At 57.4% G+C, this 19,176-nt stretch carries 19 protein-coding genes; 18 read left to right on the top strand and 1 reads right to left on the bottom strand.

All coding sequences use genetic code 11. The annotated features are described in order from the left end of the window. The first annotated feature begins 9 nt into the window (after positions 1-9). From nuoI to elaB, 7 genes are all read left to right on the top strand, one after another. Complete coding sequence (gene nuoI / locus MFP24_RS19180) at positions 10-552, top strand: NADH-quinone oxidoreductase subunit NuoI (protein ID WP_249231880.1); 543 nt, start codon at positions 10-12, stop codon at positions 550-552. A 9-nt stretch (positions 553-561) separates the two neighbouring features. Next, positions 562-1,122, top strand: a complete 561-nt coding sequence (nuoJ, locus tag MFP24_RS19175) for an NADH-quinone oxidoreductase subunit J (protein ID WP_249231879.1) — start codon at positions 562-564, stop codon at positions 1,120-1,122. Further along, a complete protein-coding gene (nuoK, locus tag MFP24_RS19170; protein ID WP_249231878.1) occupies positions 1,119-1,421 on the top strand; it encodes an NADH-quinone oxidoreductase subunit NuoK in 303 nt (100 codons plus the stop codon). Before nuoJ ends, nuoK begins: the two co-directional genes overlap by 4 nt. Further along, on the top strand, positions 1,418-3,265 hold the full coding sequence (gene nuoL, locus MFP24_RS19165) for an NADH-quinone oxidoreductase subunit L (protein ID WP_249231877.1): 1,848 nt from the start codon (positions 1,418-1,420) through the stop codon (positions 3,263-3,265). Before nuoK ends, nuoL begins: the two co-directional genes overlap by 4 nt. Before the next feature lie 97 nt (positions 3,266-3,362). Beyond that, positions 3,363-4,898, top strand: a complete 1,536-nt coding sequence (gene nuoM, locus MFP24_RS19160) for an NADH-quinone oxidoreductase subunit M (RefSeq protein WP_249231876.1) — start codon at positions 3,363-3,365, stop codon at positions 4,896-4,898. A gap of 6 nt (positions 4,899-4,904) precedes the next feature. Continuing rightward, positions 4,905-6,362: an NADH-quinone oxidoreductase subunit NuoN gene (nuoN, locus tag MFP24_RS19155; RefSeq protein ID WP_249231875.1), complete on the top strand. Its 1,458-nt coding sequence runs from the start codon at positions 4,905-4,907 to the stop codon at positions 6,360-6,362. A gap of 405 nt (positions 6,363-6,767) precedes the next feature. Next, positions 6,768-7,079, top strand: a complete 312-nt coding sequence (elaB, locus tag MFP24_RS19150) for a stress response protein ElaB (RefSeq protein ID WP_009112093.1) — start codon at positions 6,768-6,770, stop codon at positions 7,077-7,079. Positions 7,080-7,198: 119 nt separating this feature from the next. Here elaB and MFP24_RS19145 read toward each other — a convergent pair whose 3' ends face one another. Continuing rightward, positions 7,199-7,729, bottom strand: a complete 531-nt coding sequence (locus tag MFP24_RS19145) for a GNAT family N-acetyltransferase (RefSeq protein WP_249231874.1) — start codon at positions 7,727-7,729, stop codon at positions 7,199-7,201. Positions 7,730-7,947: 218 nt separating this feature from the next. On the opposite strand from MFP24_RS19145, the gene MFP24_RS19140 reads away from it, so the two are divergent. The 11 genes from MFP24_RS19140 (at position 7,948) to hypD (ending at position 19,158) form a co-directional block, all read left to right on the top strand. Continuing rightward, entirely contained in the window at positions 7,948-9,540 is a 1,593-nt protein-coding gene (locus MFP24_RS19140; protein ID WP_249231873.1) for an ABC-F family ATPase, read from the top strand. 645 nt (positions 9,541-10,185) lie between these two features. Beyond that, positions 10,186-11,337, top strand: a complete 1,152-nt coding sequence (gene hybO, locus MFP24_RS19135) for a hydrogenase 2 small subunit (RefSeq protein ID WP_249231872.1) — start codon at positions 10,186-10,188, stop codon at positions 11,335-11,337. A gap of 3 nt (positions 11,338-11,340) precedes the next feature. Beyond that, the gene (gene hybA, locus MFP24_RS19130; RefSeq protein WP_249231871.1) at positions 11,341-12,384 is read left to right on the top strand and encodes a hydrogenase 2 operon protein HybA; all 1,044 of its coding nucleotides are present in this window, start codon (positions 11,341-11,343) and stop codon (positions 12,382-12,384) included. After that, positions 12,371-13,570: a Ni/Fe-hydrogenase cytochrome b subunit gene (gene hybB, locus MFP24_RS19125; RefSeq protein ID WP_249231870.1), complete on the top strand. Its 1,200-nt coding sequence runs from the start codon at positions 12,371-12,373 to the stop codon at positions 13,568-13,570. Before hybA ends, hybB begins: the two co-directional genes overlap by 14 nt. Then, positions 13,548-15,254 carry a hydrogenase 2 large subunit gene (gene hybC / locus MFP24_RS19120; protein ID WP_249231869.1) on the top strand — a complete coding sequence of 569 codons (1,707 nt, stop codon included), beginning with the start codon at positions 13,548-13,550 and terminating at the stop codon, positions 15,252-15,254. The genes hybB and hybC overlap by 23 nt, the downstream gene beginning before the upstream one ends. After that, positions 15,254-15,754, top strand: a complete 501-nt coding sequence (locus MFP24_RS19115) for a HyaD/HybD family hydrogenase maturation endopeptidase (RefSeq protein WP_249231868.1) — start codon at positions 15,254-15,256, stop codon at positions 15,752-15,754. Before hybC ends, MFP24_RS19115 begins: the two co-directional genes overlap by 1 nt. A 28-nt stretch (positions 15,755-15,782) precedes the next feature. Continuing rightward, entirely contained in the window at positions 15,783-16,289 is a 507-nt protein-coding gene (hybE, locus tag MFP24_RS19110) for a hydrogenase-2 assembly chaperone (RefSeq protein WP_249232172.1), read from the top strand. Then, complete coding sequence (gene hypA / locus MFP24_RS19105; protein ID WP_009112102.1) at positions 16,282-16,623, top strand: hydrogenase maturation nickel metallochaperone HypA; 342 nt, start codon at positions 16,282-16,284, stop codon at positions 16,621-16,623. Before hybE ends, hypA begins: the two co-directional genes overlap by 8 nt. A gap of 129 nt (positions 16,624-16,752) precedes the next feature. Further along, a complete protein-coding gene (hypB, locus tag MFP24_RS19100) occupies positions 16,753-17,778 on the top strand; it encodes a hydrogenase nickel incorporation protein HypB (RefSeq protein WP_249231867.1) in 1,026 nt (341 codons plus the stop codon). Next, entirely contained in the window at positions 17,769-18,056 is a 288-nt protein-coding gene (hybG, locus tag MFP24_RS19095) for a hydrogenase maturation factor HybG (protein WP_249231866.1), read from the top strand. Before hypB ends, hybG begins: the two co-directional genes overlap by 10 nt. Next, a complete protein-coding gene (gene hypD, locus MFP24_RS19090) occupies positions 18,043-19,158 on the top strand; it encodes a hydrogenase formation protein HypD (RefSeq protein WP_249231865.1) in 1,116 nt (371 codons plus the stop codon). Before hybG ends, hypD begins: the two co-directional genes overlap by 14 nt. Positions 19,159-19,176 lie beyond the last annotated feature (18 nt).

Raw genomic sequence — 19,176 nt, 5'->3', positions numbered from 1 at the left:
GAATAAACCATGACATTAAAAGATTTAGTGGTTGGTTTCGGCACCCAGGTACGCAGTATCTGTATGGTGGGCTCGAACGCTTTTAAAAAGCGCGAAACCAGAATGTATCCTGAAGAGCCGGTGAACCCGCCGCCGCGCTACCGCGGCCGTATCGTGCTGACGCGCGATCCGGACGGCGCGGAGCGCTGCGTGGCCTGTAACCTGTGCGCGGTGGCCTGTCCGGTGGGCTGCATCTCCCTGCAGAAAGCGGAAACCAAAGACGGCCGCTGGTATCCTGAATTCTTCCGCATCAATTTCTCGCGCTGCATCTTCTGTGGTTTTTGCGAAGAGGCCTGCCCGACCACGGCCATTCAGCTGACGCCGGATTTTGAAATGGGGGATTACAAACGTCAGGATCTGGTTTACGAAAAAGAAGATCTGCTGATCTCGGGGCCGGGTAAATATCCGGAATATAACTTTTACCGGATGGCCGGCATGGCTATCGATGGGAAAGATAAAGGCGAAGCCGAAAACGAAGCCAAACCCATCGATGTCAAAGGCCTGTTGCCCTAAGGAGCTAGCATGGAATTCGCTTTTTATATTGCGGGCCTGATTGCGGTAGTGGCGACGCTGCGCGTCATTACCCATACCAACCCGGTGCATGCGCTGTTGTATCTGATCGTTTCTCTTATCGCCATCGCCTGCGTGTTTTTCTCGCTGGGGGCTTACTTTGCCGGCGCGCTGGAGATCATCGTTTACGCGGGCGCCATTATGGTGCTGTTCGTGTTTGTGGTGATGATGCTCAACCTCGGCAATTCCGTGGTCGAGCAGGAGCGGGCATGGCTGAAACCCGGCGTATGGATTGGCCCGGGCCTGTTGTCGCTGGCTTTGCTGGTGACGATCGTCAAGGGCATTTTCAGCCTGGACGGTCAGGCCATCAGCGGAGAAATGGTGGATGCCAAGTCGGTGGGCATCGCGCTGTTCGGCCCTTATGTTCTGGCCGTCGAGCTGGCCTCGATGCTGCTGTTGGCCGGGCTGGTGGTTGCTTTCCACGTTGGTCGTGAAGACAAACGCGGAGAGGTTATCGCCAAAGAAACCGCGCACCAGGATGTTGATAATAAAATAACAGGGGAACGCGCATGATTCCGTTAGAACACGGTCTGTTGTTAGCCGCCATTTTGTTTGTTCTGGGGCTGACCGGACTTCTCATCCGACGCAATTTGCTGTTTATGTTGATAAGTCTCGAAATTATGATCAATGCCGCCGCGCTGGCGTTTGTGGTGGCGGGCAGCTACTGGCAGCAGGCGGACGGACAGGTGATGTATATTCTGGCGATTACGCTGGCGGCGGCCGAAGCCAGTATCGGTTTGGCGCTGCTGCTGCAGCTGTACCGCCGTCGCCAGACCCTGAATATTGATACAGTCAGTGAGATGCGCGGATGAACTTACTCTATTTAACAATACTATTCCCGCTGCTTGGCTTCCTGCTGTTGGCGTTTTCCCGCGGCCGCTGGTCGGAGAACGCGTCTGCGACGGTCGGTGTGGGCTCCATTGGGCTGGCGGCGCTGACGGCCGCCTGGGTAGTGGCTGATTTTCTTGGTCGGCAACATAGCGGTGCGGGCGTATTTGACCAGCATCTGTGGACCTGGATGGCGGAGGGCGACTTTAATATCGGCGTGACGCTGACGCTTGACGGCCTGTCGGCCACCATGCTGTCCGTGGTGACCGGCGTGGGTTTCTTTATCCACCTGTACGCTTCCTGGTATATGCGCGGTGAAGAGGGGTATTCGCGTTTCTTCGCTTATACCAACCTGTTTATCGCCAGCATGGTGGTGCTGGTGCTGGCGGATAACCTGCTGCTGATGTACCTCGGATGGGAAGGGGTGGGGCTGTGCAGCTATCTGCTGATCGGTTTCTACTACACCAATCCGAAAAACGGCGCGGCGGCCATGAAGGCCTTTGTGGTGACGCGCGTCGGGGATGTGTTCCTGGCGTTTGCGCTGTTCATTCTTTATCGGGAACTGGGCACGCTCAACTTCCGCGAACTGATGGTGCTGGCGCCGCAACAGCTGGCGGAGGGGTCTCCGGCGATTACCTGGGCGACCCTGATGCTGCTGGGCGGCGCGGTCGGTAAATCCGCCCAGCTGCCGCTGCAAACCTGGCTGGCGGACGCCATGGCCGGCCCGACGCCGGTCTCCGCGCTGATCCACGCCGCGACCATGGTTACCGCCGGGGTGTATCTGATCGCCCGTACCCACGGTTTGTTCCTGATGGCGCCGGAGGTTTTACATCTGGTGGGGATTATCGGCGCGGTAACGCTGGTATTGGCGGGGTTCGCCGCGCTGGTGCAGACGGATATCAAACGCGTGCTCGCCTATTCCACCATGAGCCAGATCGGCTATATGTTTCTGGCCCTTGGCGTGCAGGCGTGGGATGCGGCGATTTTCCACCTGATGACGCACGCGTTTTTCAAAGCGCTGCTGTTCCTCTCTTCCGGTTCGGTGATTCTGGCCTGCCACCACGAGCAGAATATCTTCAAAATGGGCGGCCTGCGTAAGAAGATCCCGCTGGTGTACGCCTGCTTCCTGGTGGGCGGCGCGGCGCTGGCGGCGCTGCCGCTGGTTACCGCCGGCTTCTTCAGTAAAGACGAGATTCTGGCGGGCGCCTGGGCCAACGGGCATATCAATCTGATGGCGGCAGGGCTGGCCGGCGCCTTTATGACCTCGCTGTACACTTTCCGTATGATCTTTATCGTGTTCCACGGCGAGGAAAAAACCCATGCGCATGCGGTCAAAGGGATTTCCCATCATTTGCCGCTGATCGTGTTAATGGTGCTGTCCACCTTTATCGGCGCGCTGATTGTGCCGCCGTTGCACGGCGTACTGCCGGAAACAACGGTACTGGAGCACGGCCGGATGATAACGCTGGAAATTGCTTCCGGCGTGGTCGCCATCGCGGGAATCGTGCTGGCCGCGGTGCTGTGGCTGGGTAAACGTCAGCTGGTGAGCGATATTGCGCAAAGCTCGCCCGGACGTTTCTTCTCGACCTGGTGGTTCCATGCCTGGGGATTCGACTGGCTGTACGACAGAGTCTTTGTCAGACCTTATCTGGCCATTGCCAAACTGTTGCAGCGCGATCCGCTGGACGCGCTGATGAATATTCCGGCGTTCATCACCCGCTGGGGAAATCGCGGGCTGACGCTAAGCGAAAATGGTCAGGTACGCTGGTATGCCGCCTCCATGGGGTTGGGCGCCGTCGCGGTACTGGCGTTGTTATTGCTGGTTTAAGTCGGTACCCGGGAACGTAGAAAGGTAGGGCATTCCGGATGTGAATGCCCGCCACGGCAAGTTTTCAGATTTATTTAATTTAGGGACACAAAGCGCCATGCTACTACCTTGGCTAATTCTTATCCCCTTTATCGGCGGTCTGCTGTGTTGGCAGTTCGAGCGTTTCGGTACCAAAGTACCGCGTTGGATCGCGCTGATTGCGATGGGGCTGACTCTGGTGCTATCTCTGCAACTGTGGTTGCAGGGTGGCTATTCTCTGGCGACACCCAACGGATTGCCGCAATGGCAGGCCGAGTTCAACGTGCCGTGGATCCCGCGCTTTGGTATTGATATCCATCTCGCGCTGGACGGCCTGTCGATACTGATGGTGGTATTGACCGGGCTGCTGGGGGTGCTGGCGATCCTCTGTTCGTGGAATGAAATCCAACGCTATCAGGGTTTTTTCCACCTGAATCTGCTGTGGATCCTCGGCGCCGTCATCGGGGTCTTCATCGCTATCGACCTGTTCCTGTTCTTCTTCTTCTGGGAAATGATGCTGGTGCCGATGTATTTCCTCATCGCGCTGTGGGGACACAAGGGCTCAGACGGTAAAACCCGTATCACCGCCGCCACCAAATTCTTTATCTATACCCAGGCCAGCGGGCTGGTGATGCTGATCGCCATTCTGGGACTGGTGTTCGTGCACTATAAGGCCACCGGCGAGTGGACGTTCAACTACGAGAAGCTGCTCGACACGCCGATGTCCCACGGCGTCGAATATCTGTTGATGCTTGGCTTCTTCATCGCCTTTGCCGTCAAAATGCCGGTGGTGCCGCTGCACGGCTGGCTGCCGGACGCCCACAGTCAGGCGCCGACGGCGGGGTCGGTCGACCTGGCCGGTATCCTGCTGAAAACCGCGGCCTACGGCCTGCTGCGCTTTAGCCTGCCGCTGTTTCCCAACGCTTCCCACGAATTTGCGCCTATCGCCATGTGGCTGGGGGTTATCGGTATTTTCTACGGCGCCTGGATGGCCTTTAATCAAACCGATATCAAACGCTTAATCGCTTATACCTCGGTTTCCCATATGGGATTCGTGATGATCGCCATTTACTCCGGCAACCAGTTGGCGTACCAGGGGGCGGTGGTCCAGATGATCGCTCACGGTCTGTCCGCCGCCGGGATGTTTATTCTGTGCGGCCAGCTGTACGAACGCCTGCATACCCGCGATATGCGTCAAATGGGGGGGCTGTGGGCGCGCCTGAAATACATACCGGCGCTGTCGCTGTTCTTTGCCGTTGCGACATTGGGTATGCCGGGCACCGGGAACTTCGTCGGCGAATTTATGATTCTGTTCGGCAGCTATCAGGTTGTGCCGGTGATTACGGTGATTTCCACCTTCGGTCTGGTATTTGCGTCGGTTTATTCGCTGATCATGATGCAGCGCGCCTACTACGGCGCGCCCAAGTCAGAGCAGCCGTTGCAGAATATGACGCCGCGCGAATTGTCTATCGTCATGCTGCTGGCGGTGCTGCTGGTGGCGTTAGGGGTCTTCCCGCAGCCGATTCTGGATACCTCCAGTGCCGCGATGTCAAATATCCAGCAGTGGTTTATGTCGTCTGCTCCAGATTCAATACTTTCAACAACAAGGCTGTAATTCGCCATGACAATAACTATTCAACAACTAATTGCGCTATCGCCGCTGTTAATCGTCGGATTGACGGTAGTGGTTGTGATGCTGTGCATTGCGTGGCGACGCAACCATTTTGTCAACGCAACCCTCACGGTTATCGGCCTGAATATTGCGCTGCTGTCGCTTTACTTTGTAGGCCAGGTAGGGCCGACCGATGTTACGCCGCTGCTGCGGGTTGACGGTTTTTCCATGTTCTACACCGCGCTGGTGTTGCTGGCCAGTCTGGCGACCAGCACCTTCGCCTATCCGTGGCTGGAAGGTTACCCGGATAACCGCGACGAGTTCTATCTGCTGGTGCTGATCGCCGCGTTAGGCGGTATTTTGCTGGCCAGCGCCAACCACCTTGCGGCGTTGTTCATCGGTATTGAATTGATTTCGCTGCCGCTGTTCGGGCTGGTCGGCTATGCGTTCCGGCAGAAACGTTCGCTGGAAGCCGCTATCAAGTACATGTTGCTGTCGGCCGCCGCCTCTTCTTTCCTGCTGTTTGGTATGGCGCTGGTGTATGCCGATTCGGGCAGTCTGACGTTCGCCAGCCTCGGGGAAAGCCTGAGCGACCTGCGTATTCATGAGCCGCTGTTGCTGGCAGGTCTGGGGATGATGCTGGTCGGTCTGGGCTTTAAACTGTCGCTGGTGCCTTTCCAACTGTGGACGCCGGACGTGTATCAGGGCGCCCCGGCGCCGGTCTCGACCTTTCTGGCCACCGCCAGCAAAATCGCCATTTTCGGCGCGGTGATGCGTCTGTTCCTCTATGCGCCGCTGGTAGACAGCGAAGCGGTCAGAACGGTGCTCGGCGTGATCGCCTTTGCCTCCATCCTGTTCGGCAACGTGATGGCGGTATCGCAGAGTAATATCAAACGCCTGCTGGGGTACTCCTCCATTGCCCATTTGGGATACCTGCTGGTGGCGCTGATTGCGGTACAGAGCCATCAGTTGGCGCTGGAAACCGTGGGGGTGTATCTGGTGGGATATCTGTTTGCCAGTCTCGGCGCCTTCGGCGTGGTCAGCCTGATGTCCAGTCCGTACAGCGGTCCGGATGCCGATTCGCTGTTCTCCTACCGCGGCCTGTTCTGGCATAAGCCGATTTTATCCGCGGTGATGACGGTGATGATGCTGTCGCTGGCCGGAATCCCTATGACGCTGGGCTTCTTCGGTAAGTTCTATGTGCTGGCCGTTGGCGTAAATGCCGAACTGTGGTGGTTGACCGGTACGGTGGTTTTGGGGAGCGCCATCGGTCTTTACTACTATCTGCGGGTGATGGTCAGCCTGTATCTGCGGGCGCCGGAGATGCTGAATCGCGATACGCCAAGCAACTGGGCGCTGACGGCGGGCGGCGTGGTGGTGCTGATTTCGGCGATCGCGGTGCTGTTTCTGGGGGTTTACCCGCAGCCGCTGATTGGGCTGGTTCAACTGGCGCAGCCCATGATGTAACCGCAAGATAAAACCTTGCCTGACGTGAAAACCGCCGCGGATTTTTATCTGCGGCGGTTTTTTATGGAGGGCTATCGATGCCATGCCCGTCACCCTTGCGAGCGGCTTTGCAGGGTGGGGCGTATTATCTTTACCCGCGAGCGGCAGGCGTTATCGTGGCGTTTTCAGGGAACGCCATTCGTCAGGGACGACATGCAATCACATGATAAGGTATTCAAACTTTTTCTCAGCGATTAACATTTAAGATGATTTATCATTATTTTCTGGGGATTCCCCAGGCTCCCGGCGTTTTTTTATAAAAATAGCCGACTTTCGGAATGATCTGCCCCTATAAGGCGCTACAGAAACGCAGAATTGTCTATAGTTAACTGGACAACCATTTTTCATAAGGAAAGGGAGCACTGTATGGCAGCCGAAAAAAAGCAACCTGAAGAGATTCGTATCGACGACGATCTAAAACTCTTGACTGAAACGCTGGACGAAGTGCTACGTTACACCGGCGACCAGGCCGACAAGGCCTATCTTGATCTGAAAAAGAATGCGGAGAAAGCGCTGCTTGAGGTCAAAGCGCGCATTGGCGCAACCGATAGTTACTACGCCCGCGCCAAACAGGTGGCGGATAAAGCCGATGTCTACGTACACGACAAACCCTGGCATGGTATCGGCATCGGCGCGACGGTCGGGCTGGTGCTCGGGTTGTTATTAGCCAAACGATAGTGGATAAGGCTATTGGTTGATAGGGCGGTCGGCGTATCAACCTTTGGTAATAACCCGTCACGGCGGTCGGCCAGGATCAGGGCCTCGTCTTTTAACCGGGAGGTCGACGGCAGGCGATATCAGGGATGATAGCGGTAAATATTCTGATCGATGCGCCGATCGCCAAGCTTTTCTCCCCCTTTTTCGATGCGATAAAAAGCAAATCCCAGACGCCGCGCCAGCGCATTGCTGCGCGCGTTTTCCACCGAGGCTTTTATCACGCAGCGCTTAACGATCCCGGCGTCGATATAGGCTTTTATCATGGTGCCGACCGCCTGTGAAACCACGCCTTTGCCTTCAAATTTTTCGCCAATCCAGTAACCAATCACCCCTTCCTGGTCCCGGATGGTATTGAACGAAACGATGCCGGCGATAATGCCGTCCCAGCGAATGACATAGACCGCGGCGGCGCCGGCGAAAAACTCATCCCGATTGGTTTTGATGGTGTTTAGCGTGTCATTGATCTGTTTTACCGAATCGGGCCAGGGCAACGTACGGCGCAGGCGGGGCTTTTCCGCCTGAATCAGCGCGAAGAGCGCGGCGGCGTCGTTCTCATCCTGGATGCTTAAACGCAGGTGCGGGGGATGATGTAATTCATACAGCGTTTTCATTCCGGCTCCTAAATAAAGATCATTTCTTGCGGCAACGGCACTTACACCTGCGGCGCCCCGTCAATAAGCGCTATGCGGTAGAAACATCGTCCCGTAAAACCGCCGCCTATTCCGGGCATAAACTATGTCTTACTGTTTTCGCGCCGGACTAACCGCGATTATGCGGCTATCTTGTGGCATAATGCGTGCCATATCACATTTTGACTTGAGTAAGTGCTGTGTTAAGTACCAACAATATCACCATGCAGTTCGGCAGCAAGCCGTTGTTTGAGAACATTTCCGTTAAATTTGGCGGCGGTAACCGTTACGGTTTGATCGGCGCGAATGGCTGCGGCAAATCCACCTTTATGAAAATCCTCGGCGGCGATTTGGCGCCGAGCGCCGGCAACGTTTTCCTCGATCCTAATGAACGCCTGGGGAAACTGCGCCAGGATCAGTTCGCGTTTGAAAAATACAGCGTGCTGGACACGGTGATCATGGGCCATGCCGAGCTGTGGACGGTAAAAGAAGAACGCGATCGTATCTATGCGCTGGCCGAAATGAGCGAAGCGGACGGCTATAAAGTGGCCGATCTGGAAGTGCAGTACGGCGAGATGGACGGTTACAGCGCGGAAGCCCGCGCCGGCGAACTGCTGCTGGGCGTCGGCATTCCCGTGGAACAGCACTACGGCCCGATGAGCGAAGTGGCGCCGGGCTGGAAACTGCGCGTGCTGCTGGCGCAGGCGCTGTTCGCCGATCCGGATATTCTGCTGCTGGATGAACCGACCAACAACCTGGATATCGACACCATCCGCTGGCTGGAGCAGGTGCTGAACGATCGTAACAGCACCATGATCATCATTTCCCACGACCGTCACTTTCTGAATATGGTGTGTACCCATATGGCGGACCTGGACTACGGCGAACTGCGTATTTATCCCGGCAACTATGACGAATACATGACCGCCGCCACCCAGTCGCGTGAACGTCTGCTGGCGGACAACGCCAAGAAAAAAGCGCAGATTTCCGAGCTGCAGTCTTTCGTCAGCCGTTTTAGCGCCAACGCCTCTAAATCCAAACAGGCGACCTCCCGCGCCCGGCAGATTGATAAAATCCAGCTGGAAGAGGTGAAGGCTTCCAGCCGCCAGAACCCGTTTATTCGCTTCGACCAGGATAAGAAACTGTTCCGTAACGCGCTGGAAGTGGAGGCGCTGGCGAAAGGGTTTGATGGCGCACCGCTGTTCAGCAAATTGAATCTGATGGTGGAAGTGGGTGAAAAGGTCGCGATTTTAGGGACCAACGGCATCGGTAAATCGACGCTGCTGAAAACGCTGGTCGGCGATCTCCCGCCGGATAGCGGCGGCGTGAAATGGTCGGAAAATGTCAAGATCGGCTATTACGCCCAGGATCATGAATACGAGTTTGATGACGCGCTGACGGTATTCGACTGGATGAGCCAGTGGAAGCAGGAAAGGGATGATGAACAGGCGGTGCGCAGCGTGCTGGGCCGTTTGCTGTTCAGCCAGGATGATATCAGGAAGAAGGTCAAAGTGCTGTCGGGCGGCGAAAAGGGCCGCATGCTATTTGGCAAACTGATGATGCAGCGCCCGAACATTCTGGTGATGGATGAACCGACCAACCACCTGGATATGGAGTCCATCGAGTCGCTGAACATGGCGCTGGAAATGTACCAGGGCACGCTGCTGTTCGTTTCTCACGATCGCGAGTTCGTCAGTTCGTTGGCGACCCGTATTCTGGAGATGACGCCGAATAGAGTCATCGACTTCACCGGCAACTACGAAGATTATCTGCGCAGTCAGGGCATTCAATAACCCGGCCTGAAAACGGCGCTGTTTTTTTCGCTCCAGGCAGCACGGCTGATACCGTCGCTGCCTTTTTGTTTACTCTTTCAGCTATTGATGGGTGCCGTGCCGTGCCGTGCCGTTTTTATTCGCCATTCACTAACCAATATTAGCGCTATTTATTGTGTGGATTATCAGGTTATAAGGGGATTTCCTGTTAGCTGGATTGAAAATCTGCGGCGTCAGGATTTATTTTTAAACTAAAAAATCTAAAGTAATTAATATTAATTGTTAATTTCAGGGTGCAAAAAAAAACCATATACGCCGTAGAGAATAACAAATAGAGATAATAAGGGATTGTTAAAAAATCTTTCTATATCAGCATGTTTTAAATAATAAATTAAAAGATTACGTCCGGTGACTAATCGATTTAGCCAATTAAAAATAAATATCATGATAATCCCTCGCGGGTTATTGCGATTATTTCTCATTTAAACGACTGCCATGTCCTTTTAAATAGATGCTATGCGTATAAAGTCACAGTTATAACAGAAATAAGAAATCTATTGTCCCGCCGATTGATGAAGATCAAGTCTGTTAACTTAGCTTACTCATTACCATAACCCCACACATATTGTGTGTTCCTCCGTTCGGGTTACAGGAGAATAATAAAAAATGAGTGGGGAAAATTTAATGCTTTCCCATCACGGCGTTAATCGTCGTGATTTTATGAAGTTATGTGCAGCACTGGCGGCGTCGATGGGGTTGGCGGATTCCGCCGTGGCGGAAATCGCCCGGTCAATCGGTTCCACGCAGCGCCCGCCGGTTATCTGGATCGGCGCGCAGGAGTGTACCGGCTGTACCGAGTCCCTGCTGCGGGCGACGCATCCAACCATTGAGAATCTGTTGTTAAACACCATCTCGCTGGAATATCACGAAGTGCTCTCCGCCGCGTTCGGCGAACAGGCGGAGGAGAATAAGCATCGCGCCATCGAGCAATACAAAGGGAAATACGTACTGGTCGTCGACGGTTCGATCCCCATCAAAGACGGCGGCATCTACTGCATGGTGGCCGGCAAACCGATAGTGGATCATATCAAGGAGACGGCCGAACACGCCGCCGCCATCATCGCCATCGGCTCCTGTTCCGCCTGGGGCGGCGTCCCGGCGGCGGGCAGCAACCCGACCGGCGCGGTCAGCCTGCAGGAGATCCTGCCGGGGAAAACGGTGATTAATATTCCCGGCTGTCCGCCGAATCCGCACAACTTCCTGGCCACCGTCGCGCATATCATCACCTATCAGCGGCCGCCGGCGTTGGATGGCGAGGGCCGGCCGACGTTCGCCTACGGCCGCCTGATCCACGAAAACTGCGAGCGCCGCCCGCATTTCGACGCCGGACGTTTCGCCAAGGAATTCGGCGATGAAGGGCATCGTCAGGGGTGGTGTCTCTACCATCTGGGCTGCAAAGGGCCGGAAACCTACGGCAACTGCCCGACGCTGGAGTTCTGCGACGTGGGCGGCGGTATCTGGCCGGTAGGCATCGGCCACCCTTGCTATGGCTGTAACGAGAAGGGCATCGGCTTCACCAAGGGTATTTTCCAGCTAGCCAACGTGGAAAATCCCACGCCGCGGGTGGAAAAACCCGACGTCCATAGTCCTGAAGGCGGGCATATTTCAGCCACGGCGACGGGTTTGATCGGCGGCGTGCTTGGCGTGGTCGGCGGCGTCAGCCTGATGACCGTGCGTGAGTTGGGGCGTCAGCAAAAGCAGGCGGCGGCTCACAAGCAAAGTCAGCAGGACGCTGGAAACCCACCCCGGGAGGGTTAGGCCGTGAACAGACGCAATTTTTTCAAGCTGGCCTCCGCCGGCGCGTTGCTGGCCGGTACGCCCCTGGCGGGTCAGGCCGCGGCAACCAATAAACAACCCATTCCCGGCGCGCTGGGGATGCTGTACGACTCCACGCTGTGCGTCGGCTGCCAGGCCTGCGTGACCGAATGCCAGCAGCTCAATAAGCTGACCTACAATCCGGACAGCAAAATCTACGCCGGCGGGGACGCCATCTGGTCGAACAACGATAAGCTCAGCCCATACACCAATAACATTATTCAGGTGTGGAGCTCCGGCGACGGCAAAAACAAGGATCAGGTTGAGAACGGCTACGCCTATATCAAAAAGCAGTGCATGCACTGCGTCGATCCCAACTGCGTATCGGTTTGCCCGGTTTCCGCGCTGAAGAAAGATCCCAAAACCGGCGTGGTTCATTACGACGCCAGCATCTGCACCGGCTGCCGTTACTGCATGGTGGCCTGTCCGTTCAATATCCCCAAGTACGATTACGAAAACCCGTTCGGCAAACTGCATAAATGCGAGCTGTGCAATCAGCCGGGGCTGGAACGACTGGACCAGGGCGGCCTGCCGGGCTGCGTGGATGTCTGTCCTACCGGCGCGGTCATTTTCGGCACGCGTGAAGAGCTGTTGGCCGAGGCCAAACGCCGTTTGTCGCTGTCGGCCGGCGATGAGTATCACTATCCGCGCCAGACGCTGAGCAAAAAGGATACCTATCTCCATACCGTGCCGAAATACGACCAGCACGTCTATGGCGAAAAAGAGGCGGGCGGCACTCAGGTGCTGGTGCTGGCGGGCGTACCTTATCAGAATCTTGATCTGCCTGAGCTGGCGGAGCTTTCCACCGGCGCGCGCTCCGAGCATATCCAGCACACCCTGTATAAAGGAATGGTGCTGCCGCTGGCGGTATTGGCGGGGCTGTCGGTGCTGGTTCATCGCAATACCCGCGCGGACCGGCAGGATCACCAGGATCCGGCGGACGACAAACCCACCGATAAGAAACAGGAGAACGATCATGACGGCGCATAAAGCGAGTCCGTTAGGCGGGCGTCTGGTCAGCTGGCCGGTGATGTTGCTGGCGCCGTTTGTCATTCTGTGCGCGCTGCTGATAGTGAAACGTCTGGTTTTCGGCATCGGCTCCGTGGCGGCGCTGAACGGCGGCTATCCTTGGGGCATCTGGATCGCCTTCGACCTGCTGGTGGGCACCGGTTTCGCCTGCGGCGGCTGGGCGCTGGCCTGGGCGGTGTATGTGTTTAACCGCGGCGAATACCACCCGCTGGTTCGTCCGGCGCTGTTGGCCAGTCTGTTCGGCTATTCGCTGGGGGGACTGTCGATCACCATCGACGTCGGGCGTTATTGGAACATTCCGTACTTCTTTATCCCCGGCTATTTCAATACCTCATCGGTACTGTTTGAAACCGCGGTCTGTATGACGATTTATATCGGCGTCATGGCGCTGGAGTTCGCGCCGGTGATCTGCGAGCGCATGGGCTGGAAGGTATCGCTCAAGCGGTTAAATAAAGTGATGTTCCTGATTATCGCCTTCGGCGCGCTGCTGCCCACCATGCACCAGTCGTCAATGGGGTCGCTGATGATTTCCGCCGGGTTTAAGGTCCATCCGCTGTGGCAAAGCTATGAGCTATTGCCGCTGCTATCGCTGCTGACGGCGTTCATCATGGGGTTTGCCATCGTGATGTTTGAGGGTTCGCTGGTGCAGGCCGGGCTGAAAGGCCGCGCCGCGAATGAAAAGCATCTGTTCGCCCGGCTGACGCAAATCATTCAGGTACTGCTGCTGCTGTTTGTGGTGCTGCGTTTCGGCGAGCTTATCTGGCGTGACAAAACCGGGTATCTGTTTACCGCCGATCGTTTCGCCGTCACCTTCTGGTGCGAAATCGCGCTGATGGTTTTCCCGCTGATCCTGTTCCGCTTCAAACGCTGCCGCAATGACTCGCGTCTGCTGTTTATCGGGGCGCTGAGCATGCTGTTCGGGGCCGCGCTGTGGCGGTTGAGCTACTCCCTGCTGGCGTTCAATCCCGGCGGCGGTTATCACTACTTCCCGGCTACGTCGGAAGTGCTGATCTCCATCGGTTTTGTGGCGATTGAAGTCTGTGCATACATCTTGTTAATCCGGCTGCTGCCGGTACTTCCCGCGCTGGAAGGCGTTCATAAGAATTATCAGGCCGAGGTAAAGCATGAGCCAACGCATCACCATTGATCCCATTACCCGTATTGAGGGACACCTGCGCATTGATTGCGAAATTGAACAGGGGAAAGTCACTAAGGCCTGGTCGTCCGGCACCATGTGGCGTGGGATGGAAGAGATTGTAAAAGGTCAGGATCCGCGCGATGCCTGGATGATAGTGCAGCGTATCTGCGGCGTTTGCACCACGGTGCACGCCATCGCGTCCGTGCGGGCGGTGGAGAATGCCCTGCAGCTGAACGTTCCGGTTAACGCCCAGTATATCCGTAACCTGATCCTGGCGGCGCACAGCATCCATGACCATATCGTGCACTTTTATCAGCTCTCCGCGCTGGACTGGGTTGACGTCACCTCCGCCCTGGAGGCGGATCCGCAAAAGGCCGAAGCCTTGCTGAAGGGGCTGTCCGACTGGCCGCTGAACAACGCGGCGGAATTCACCAAAGTGCAGCAGAAGCTGAAAGACCTGGTGGCCAGCGGCCAGTTGGGCATTTTCGCCAACGGCTATTGGGGACACCCGGCCATGGCGCTGCCGCCGGAGGTTAACCTGATCGCGGTCGCCCACTATCTCCAGGCGCTGGAGTGTCAGCGCGACGCCAACCGTATCGTGGCGATCCTCGGCGGTAAAACGCCGCATATCCAGAATCTGGCGGTGGGCGGCGTCGCCAACCCGATCAATCTGGATGCGCCCAGCGTACTGAACCTGGAACGCCTGATGTACGTGAAGTCGTTTATCGATCGTCTGGGCGATTTTATCGAGCAGGTCTATAAGGTGGACTGTGTGGTGATTGCCGCCCACTATCCCGAATGGCTGAGTCTGGGGAAAGCCGCCGATCACTACCTCAGCGTGCCTGAACTGCCGACGGATAATAAAAGCGGCGGTTTCCTGCTGGCCGGGGGCTACCTGGAAAACGGCGACTTTACCAAATATCGCCCGATTACCAGCCATAGCGATCCCTTCCTGATTGACGGCATCAAGGAGAGCGGCAAGCACGCCTGGTATCAGGATGACGAACCGCTGGCGCCGTGGGAAGGGCTTACGCGCCCGAACTATACCGGCTGGCAGGATGACGGCAAATACTCCTGGGTCAAGGCGCCGACCTTCTACGGCAAGACCGTGGAGGTGGGGCCGCTGGCCTGGCTGCTGTGCGGTCTGGCGGCCAAACATAAAGAGACCGAAGCGCATTTCGCCCAGGTCGGCGCGGCATACCGCAAACTGACCGGCCAGCAGTTGCAGATAGCACATCTGCACTCCACGCTGGGCCGGGTGATCGGCCGTACGGTGCACTGCGGCGTGCTGAAGGATACGCTGGCGCAGCAGTGGCAGGCGTTGGTGACCAATATCGGCAACGGGGATCACCAGACCTTTATCAAACCCGATCTGTCGCCGGACGCCGAGTTCCGAGGCGTGGGATTCGGCGAAATGCCACGCGGCATGCTGGCGCACTGGATCGTGTTTAAAAACGGCAAAATCACCAACTATCAGGCGGTGGTTCCCTCCACCTGGAACTCCGGGCCGCGCAACTTCGAGGGCGTCGCCGGGCCTTATGAGCAATCGCTGGTGGGAACGCCGATTGCCGATCCCCATAAGCCGCTGGAAGTGGTGCGCACCATCCACTCCTTTGACCCGTGCATGTCCTGTGCGGTGCATATTGTGGATACGGTAAACGGCAATGAAGTGACCAGGGTCAAGGTGCTGTGATGAACATACTGGTGCTGGGGATCGGCAACCTGCTGCTGAGCGATGAAGCCGTGGGCGTGCGCATTATCGAGGCGCTGGAGCGGCGCTATAGCTTTGCGCCGCAAATCGACATCCTTGACGGCGGTACGTCGGGCATGGAGCTGATGGAAGCGATGGCCGGGCGCGATCACCTGATCGTGGCGGATGCGGTGCTGACCGGGCAGGCGCCGGGGGAGTTGGTGGTACTGCGCGACGACGAAGTGCCGGCGCTATTCACCCGCAAGATTTCCCCGCACCAGTTGGGCTTATCCGATGTGCTGATGGCGTTGCGGCTGACGGGAGAATTCCCGCAAAAGCTGACGCTGGTGGGGGTGGAGCCGGAGTCGCTGGAGGTGCATATCGGCCTGACGGCATCCGTTACGCGGGCGCTGGAGCCGGCCTTACAGCAGATTATCGCGGCGCTGCGGCAAAGCGGCGTCACCGTCAGCGAACGTGAGCATGACGAGGTATGTAGTGAATAACCCAGTTGAAGCAAGCGATTTGGACCAGATGCCGGGCGAGCGCAAAGAATCCGCGCTTGCTATCCGTCATGATGAACATCCGGCGGCCTGGCTGGAGCCGATGTTCGAACAGGTCGCGCGGGAAAAAATGCGGATGCTGCCTTTTTATCGTCAAGGCATCCCGGTCAGGGCCTGCGGTTTCACCCTGTTTGAACAGCAGTGGGTCGGCTGTCTGCTGACGCCGTGGATGATAACCCTGCTGGTGCTGCCGGGACCAGGACAGGTCTGGCCGGTCAGAAAGTTGGCCGATCGTCTGGCGCTGGCGCTGCCCTGCGGCAACGTGACGTTTATCGTCGGCGAGATGTCCGGGAAGCAGTATCTCTCCTGTTCGCTGATGTCGCCGATCGACAGCGGCATGAGCGGAGAGCAGGCGGTTCTCCTGGCGGAGCAGAGCGCGAAAATGGCGCTGTCGTTCCCCGTCAGGGATGGCGATGCGCCGCAGAATATCAGCCGCCGGGCGCTCTTCAGTCGAAACCGGAGTGAACACCATGCATGAAATTTCCATGTGCTATAGCGCACTGGAACTGATTGAACAGCAGGCCCGTCAGCACCATGCCCGGCGGGTGACCGCCGTGTGGCTGGAAATAGGCGCGCTTTCCTGTATTGAGGAGAGCGCCCTGCGTTTTTGTTTTGAGTCAGCCTGCCGTCAAACGCTGGCGGAAGGATGTGAACTGCACGTTGCGGTTCGGCCGGCCAAAGCCTGGTGCTGGGAGTGCAGCGCCGTGGTGGAAATCGTCAACCATGACGCCGGGTGTCCGCAGTGCGGCAGCCACAATCTGCGGGTTGATGACGGCGACAGTATGCAACTAAAGCAGTTAGCGGTGGAGTAACCGATAGTTAAGCCCTCTTGGTGTCATTCCCGCGTAGGCGGGAATCTCAATCACCGAGTGGCTGAATAAAGCAGATCCCCGCCTGCGCGGGGATGACGACGCTAAAAGAGATAGCGGGAGGAGATCCCTATGTGTACCACATGCGGTTGCGGTGAAGGGGAAAGCAGAATCGAGGGTGAAGAACATTCTCATCAGCATGACCATCATCACGGCCACGACCACGACCACGGTCATCATCACGACCACCATCACGGTCATAAACACGATCATCACCACGGCCATCATCAGGGCGCTAAAATAAAGAGCCGCTGCGTGATTATCCATCACCACCATTATCACGGCGATGTCCATAACCACTATTACGCGCTGCCGCCCAAGGGCGCGAAGCCGTCGGCCAAAGGCGCCGCCGCCGAGGGCGAGGCCGCCTTTCAGCCCGAGGTCAGGGAGCAGGATCTGCATTACGGCCAGGGCGCGGCCGGAACGCACGCGCCGGGCGTAGGGCAGCAGCGTCTGCTGCAGATTGAAATGGACGTGCTGAGCAAGAATAACCATCTGGCGCAGCATAACCGCGAGCATTTTCAGGCGCGGAACATCCTGGCGCTGAATCTGGTTTCCAGCCCCGGCTCCGGTAAAACCACGCTGTTGACCTCCACGCTGAACCAGATCGGCCAGCGCTTTTCCTGTGCGGTGATCGAGGGCGATCAGCAAACCACCAACGACGCCGAACGTATCCGCGCCACCGGCGTTAGCGCGATTCAGGTGAACACCGGCAAAGGGTGCCATCTGGATGCGCAGATGGTGCACGACGCCGCGCACCATCTGCAGCTGGCGGACAACAGCCTGCTGTTTATCGAGAATGTCGGCAATCTGGTGTGCCCGGCGGGGTTCGATCTGGGCGAACAGGCCAAGGTCGCGGTGCTATCGGTGACGGAAGGCGAAGACAAACCGTTAAAATATCCCCATATGTTCGCCGCGGCCTCATTGATGATCATCAATAAAATCGATCTGTTGCCGTATGTGGATTTCAGTCTGGAAGCCTGCGTGACCAATGCCCGCCGCGTTAACCCCGAGATTCAGGTTATCGCCCTGTCCGCCAGCAGCGGAGAAGGGATGGACGAATGGCTGGGCTGGCTGGAGGCGCAGCTATGTGCCTAGGCATTCCGGGCAGGGTGATTTCAGTGGGCGAGGATATCCACCAGCCCGCTTACGTTGACGTTTGCGGCGTGCAGCGCGCGGTGAATATTGCGCTGGTATGCGAAGGTTCGCCTGCCGAGCTGATCGGACAGTGGGTGCTGGTGCACGTCGGTTTCGCCATGAGCCTGCTGGACGAACAGGAAGCGCAGGATACGCTGGCGGCCTTGCAGTCGATGCGCGCCGTGGGGCTGGAACTGGATGAAATGCGTCAGAGCGGAGCCGATTATGCAGTACGTTGATGAATTCCGCGATCCCGAGCTGGCGAAAGCGCTGCTGCAGCGTATTCAGGCGCTGGTGGCCGATATGCCGCAACTGCGTGAACGCCCGCTGCAGCTGATGGAGGTCTGCGGCGGCCATACCCACGCCATTTTCAAATTCGGGCTGGACCGGCTGCTGCCGCCGGAAATCGAGTTCGTTCACGGTCCGGGCTGCCCGGTTTGCGTACTGCCGATGGGGCGTATCGACGCCTGTCTGGAAATCGCGGCGCATCCCGAGGTGATTTTCTGCACCTTTGGCGACGCCATGCGCGTGCCGGGGCGCAATGGCTCTTTGCAGGATGCGCGCCGTCATGGCGCCGACGTGCGCATCGTCTATTCGCCGCTGGATGCGCTGGCGCTGGCGGAAAAAAATCCGCAGCGGCAGGTGGTGTTTTTCGGGCTGGGCTTTGAAACCACCATGCCGAGCACGGCGCTGACGCTGCAACAGGCCAAACGCCGCAACATCAGCAATTTCACCCTGTTTTGCCAGCACATCACCATTATTCCGACGCTGAAGAGCCTGCTGCAACAGCCCGATTTGCGCATCGACGGTTTTCTGGCGCCGGGGCACGTCAGCATGGTGATCGGCGCTTATCCCTATCAGCCGCTGTGCGATCGCTTTCATAAACCCTTTGTGGTCACCGGCTTCGAACCGCTGGATATTTTACAGGCATTGCTGATGCTGGTGAGCCAACTGCACGACGCGCGCTGCGAGGTGGAAAACCAGTACCGTCGCATCGTGCCGGACAGCGGTAATCTGCTGGCGCAGCAGGCGATGGGGGAGGTATTTGAAATCAAGGCCAGCAGCGAATGGCGCGGGTTGGGCGAAATAGCTCAATCCGGTATGCAGCTGCGGCCCGCCTATGCCGACTTTGACGCCGAGCGCCGTTTTCATCCGCGGCAGCAGCGCGTGGCCGACGAGCCGGGTTCGCGCTGCGGCGACGTATTGACCGGGCGCTGCAAGCCGGCGGATTGTCCGCTTTTCGCCCGCAGCTGTACCCCGCAAAATGCGATAGGGGCGCTGATGGTCTCCTCCGAGGGAGCCTGTGCGGCTTATTATCAGTATCGGCGGGAGTGCGCCTGAATGAGTAGTCTAAAAGAG

The sequence above is a fragment of the Brenneria tiliae genome (assembly GCF_023347575.1).
Taxonomy (GTDB): domain Bacteria; phylum Pseudomonadota; class Gammaproteobacteria; order Enterobacterales; family Enterobacteriaceae; genus Brenneria; species Brenneria corticis.
The sequence above is the reverse complement of the archived record's forward strand: the minus strand, read 5'-3'. Positions and strand labels throughout refer to the sequence as shown.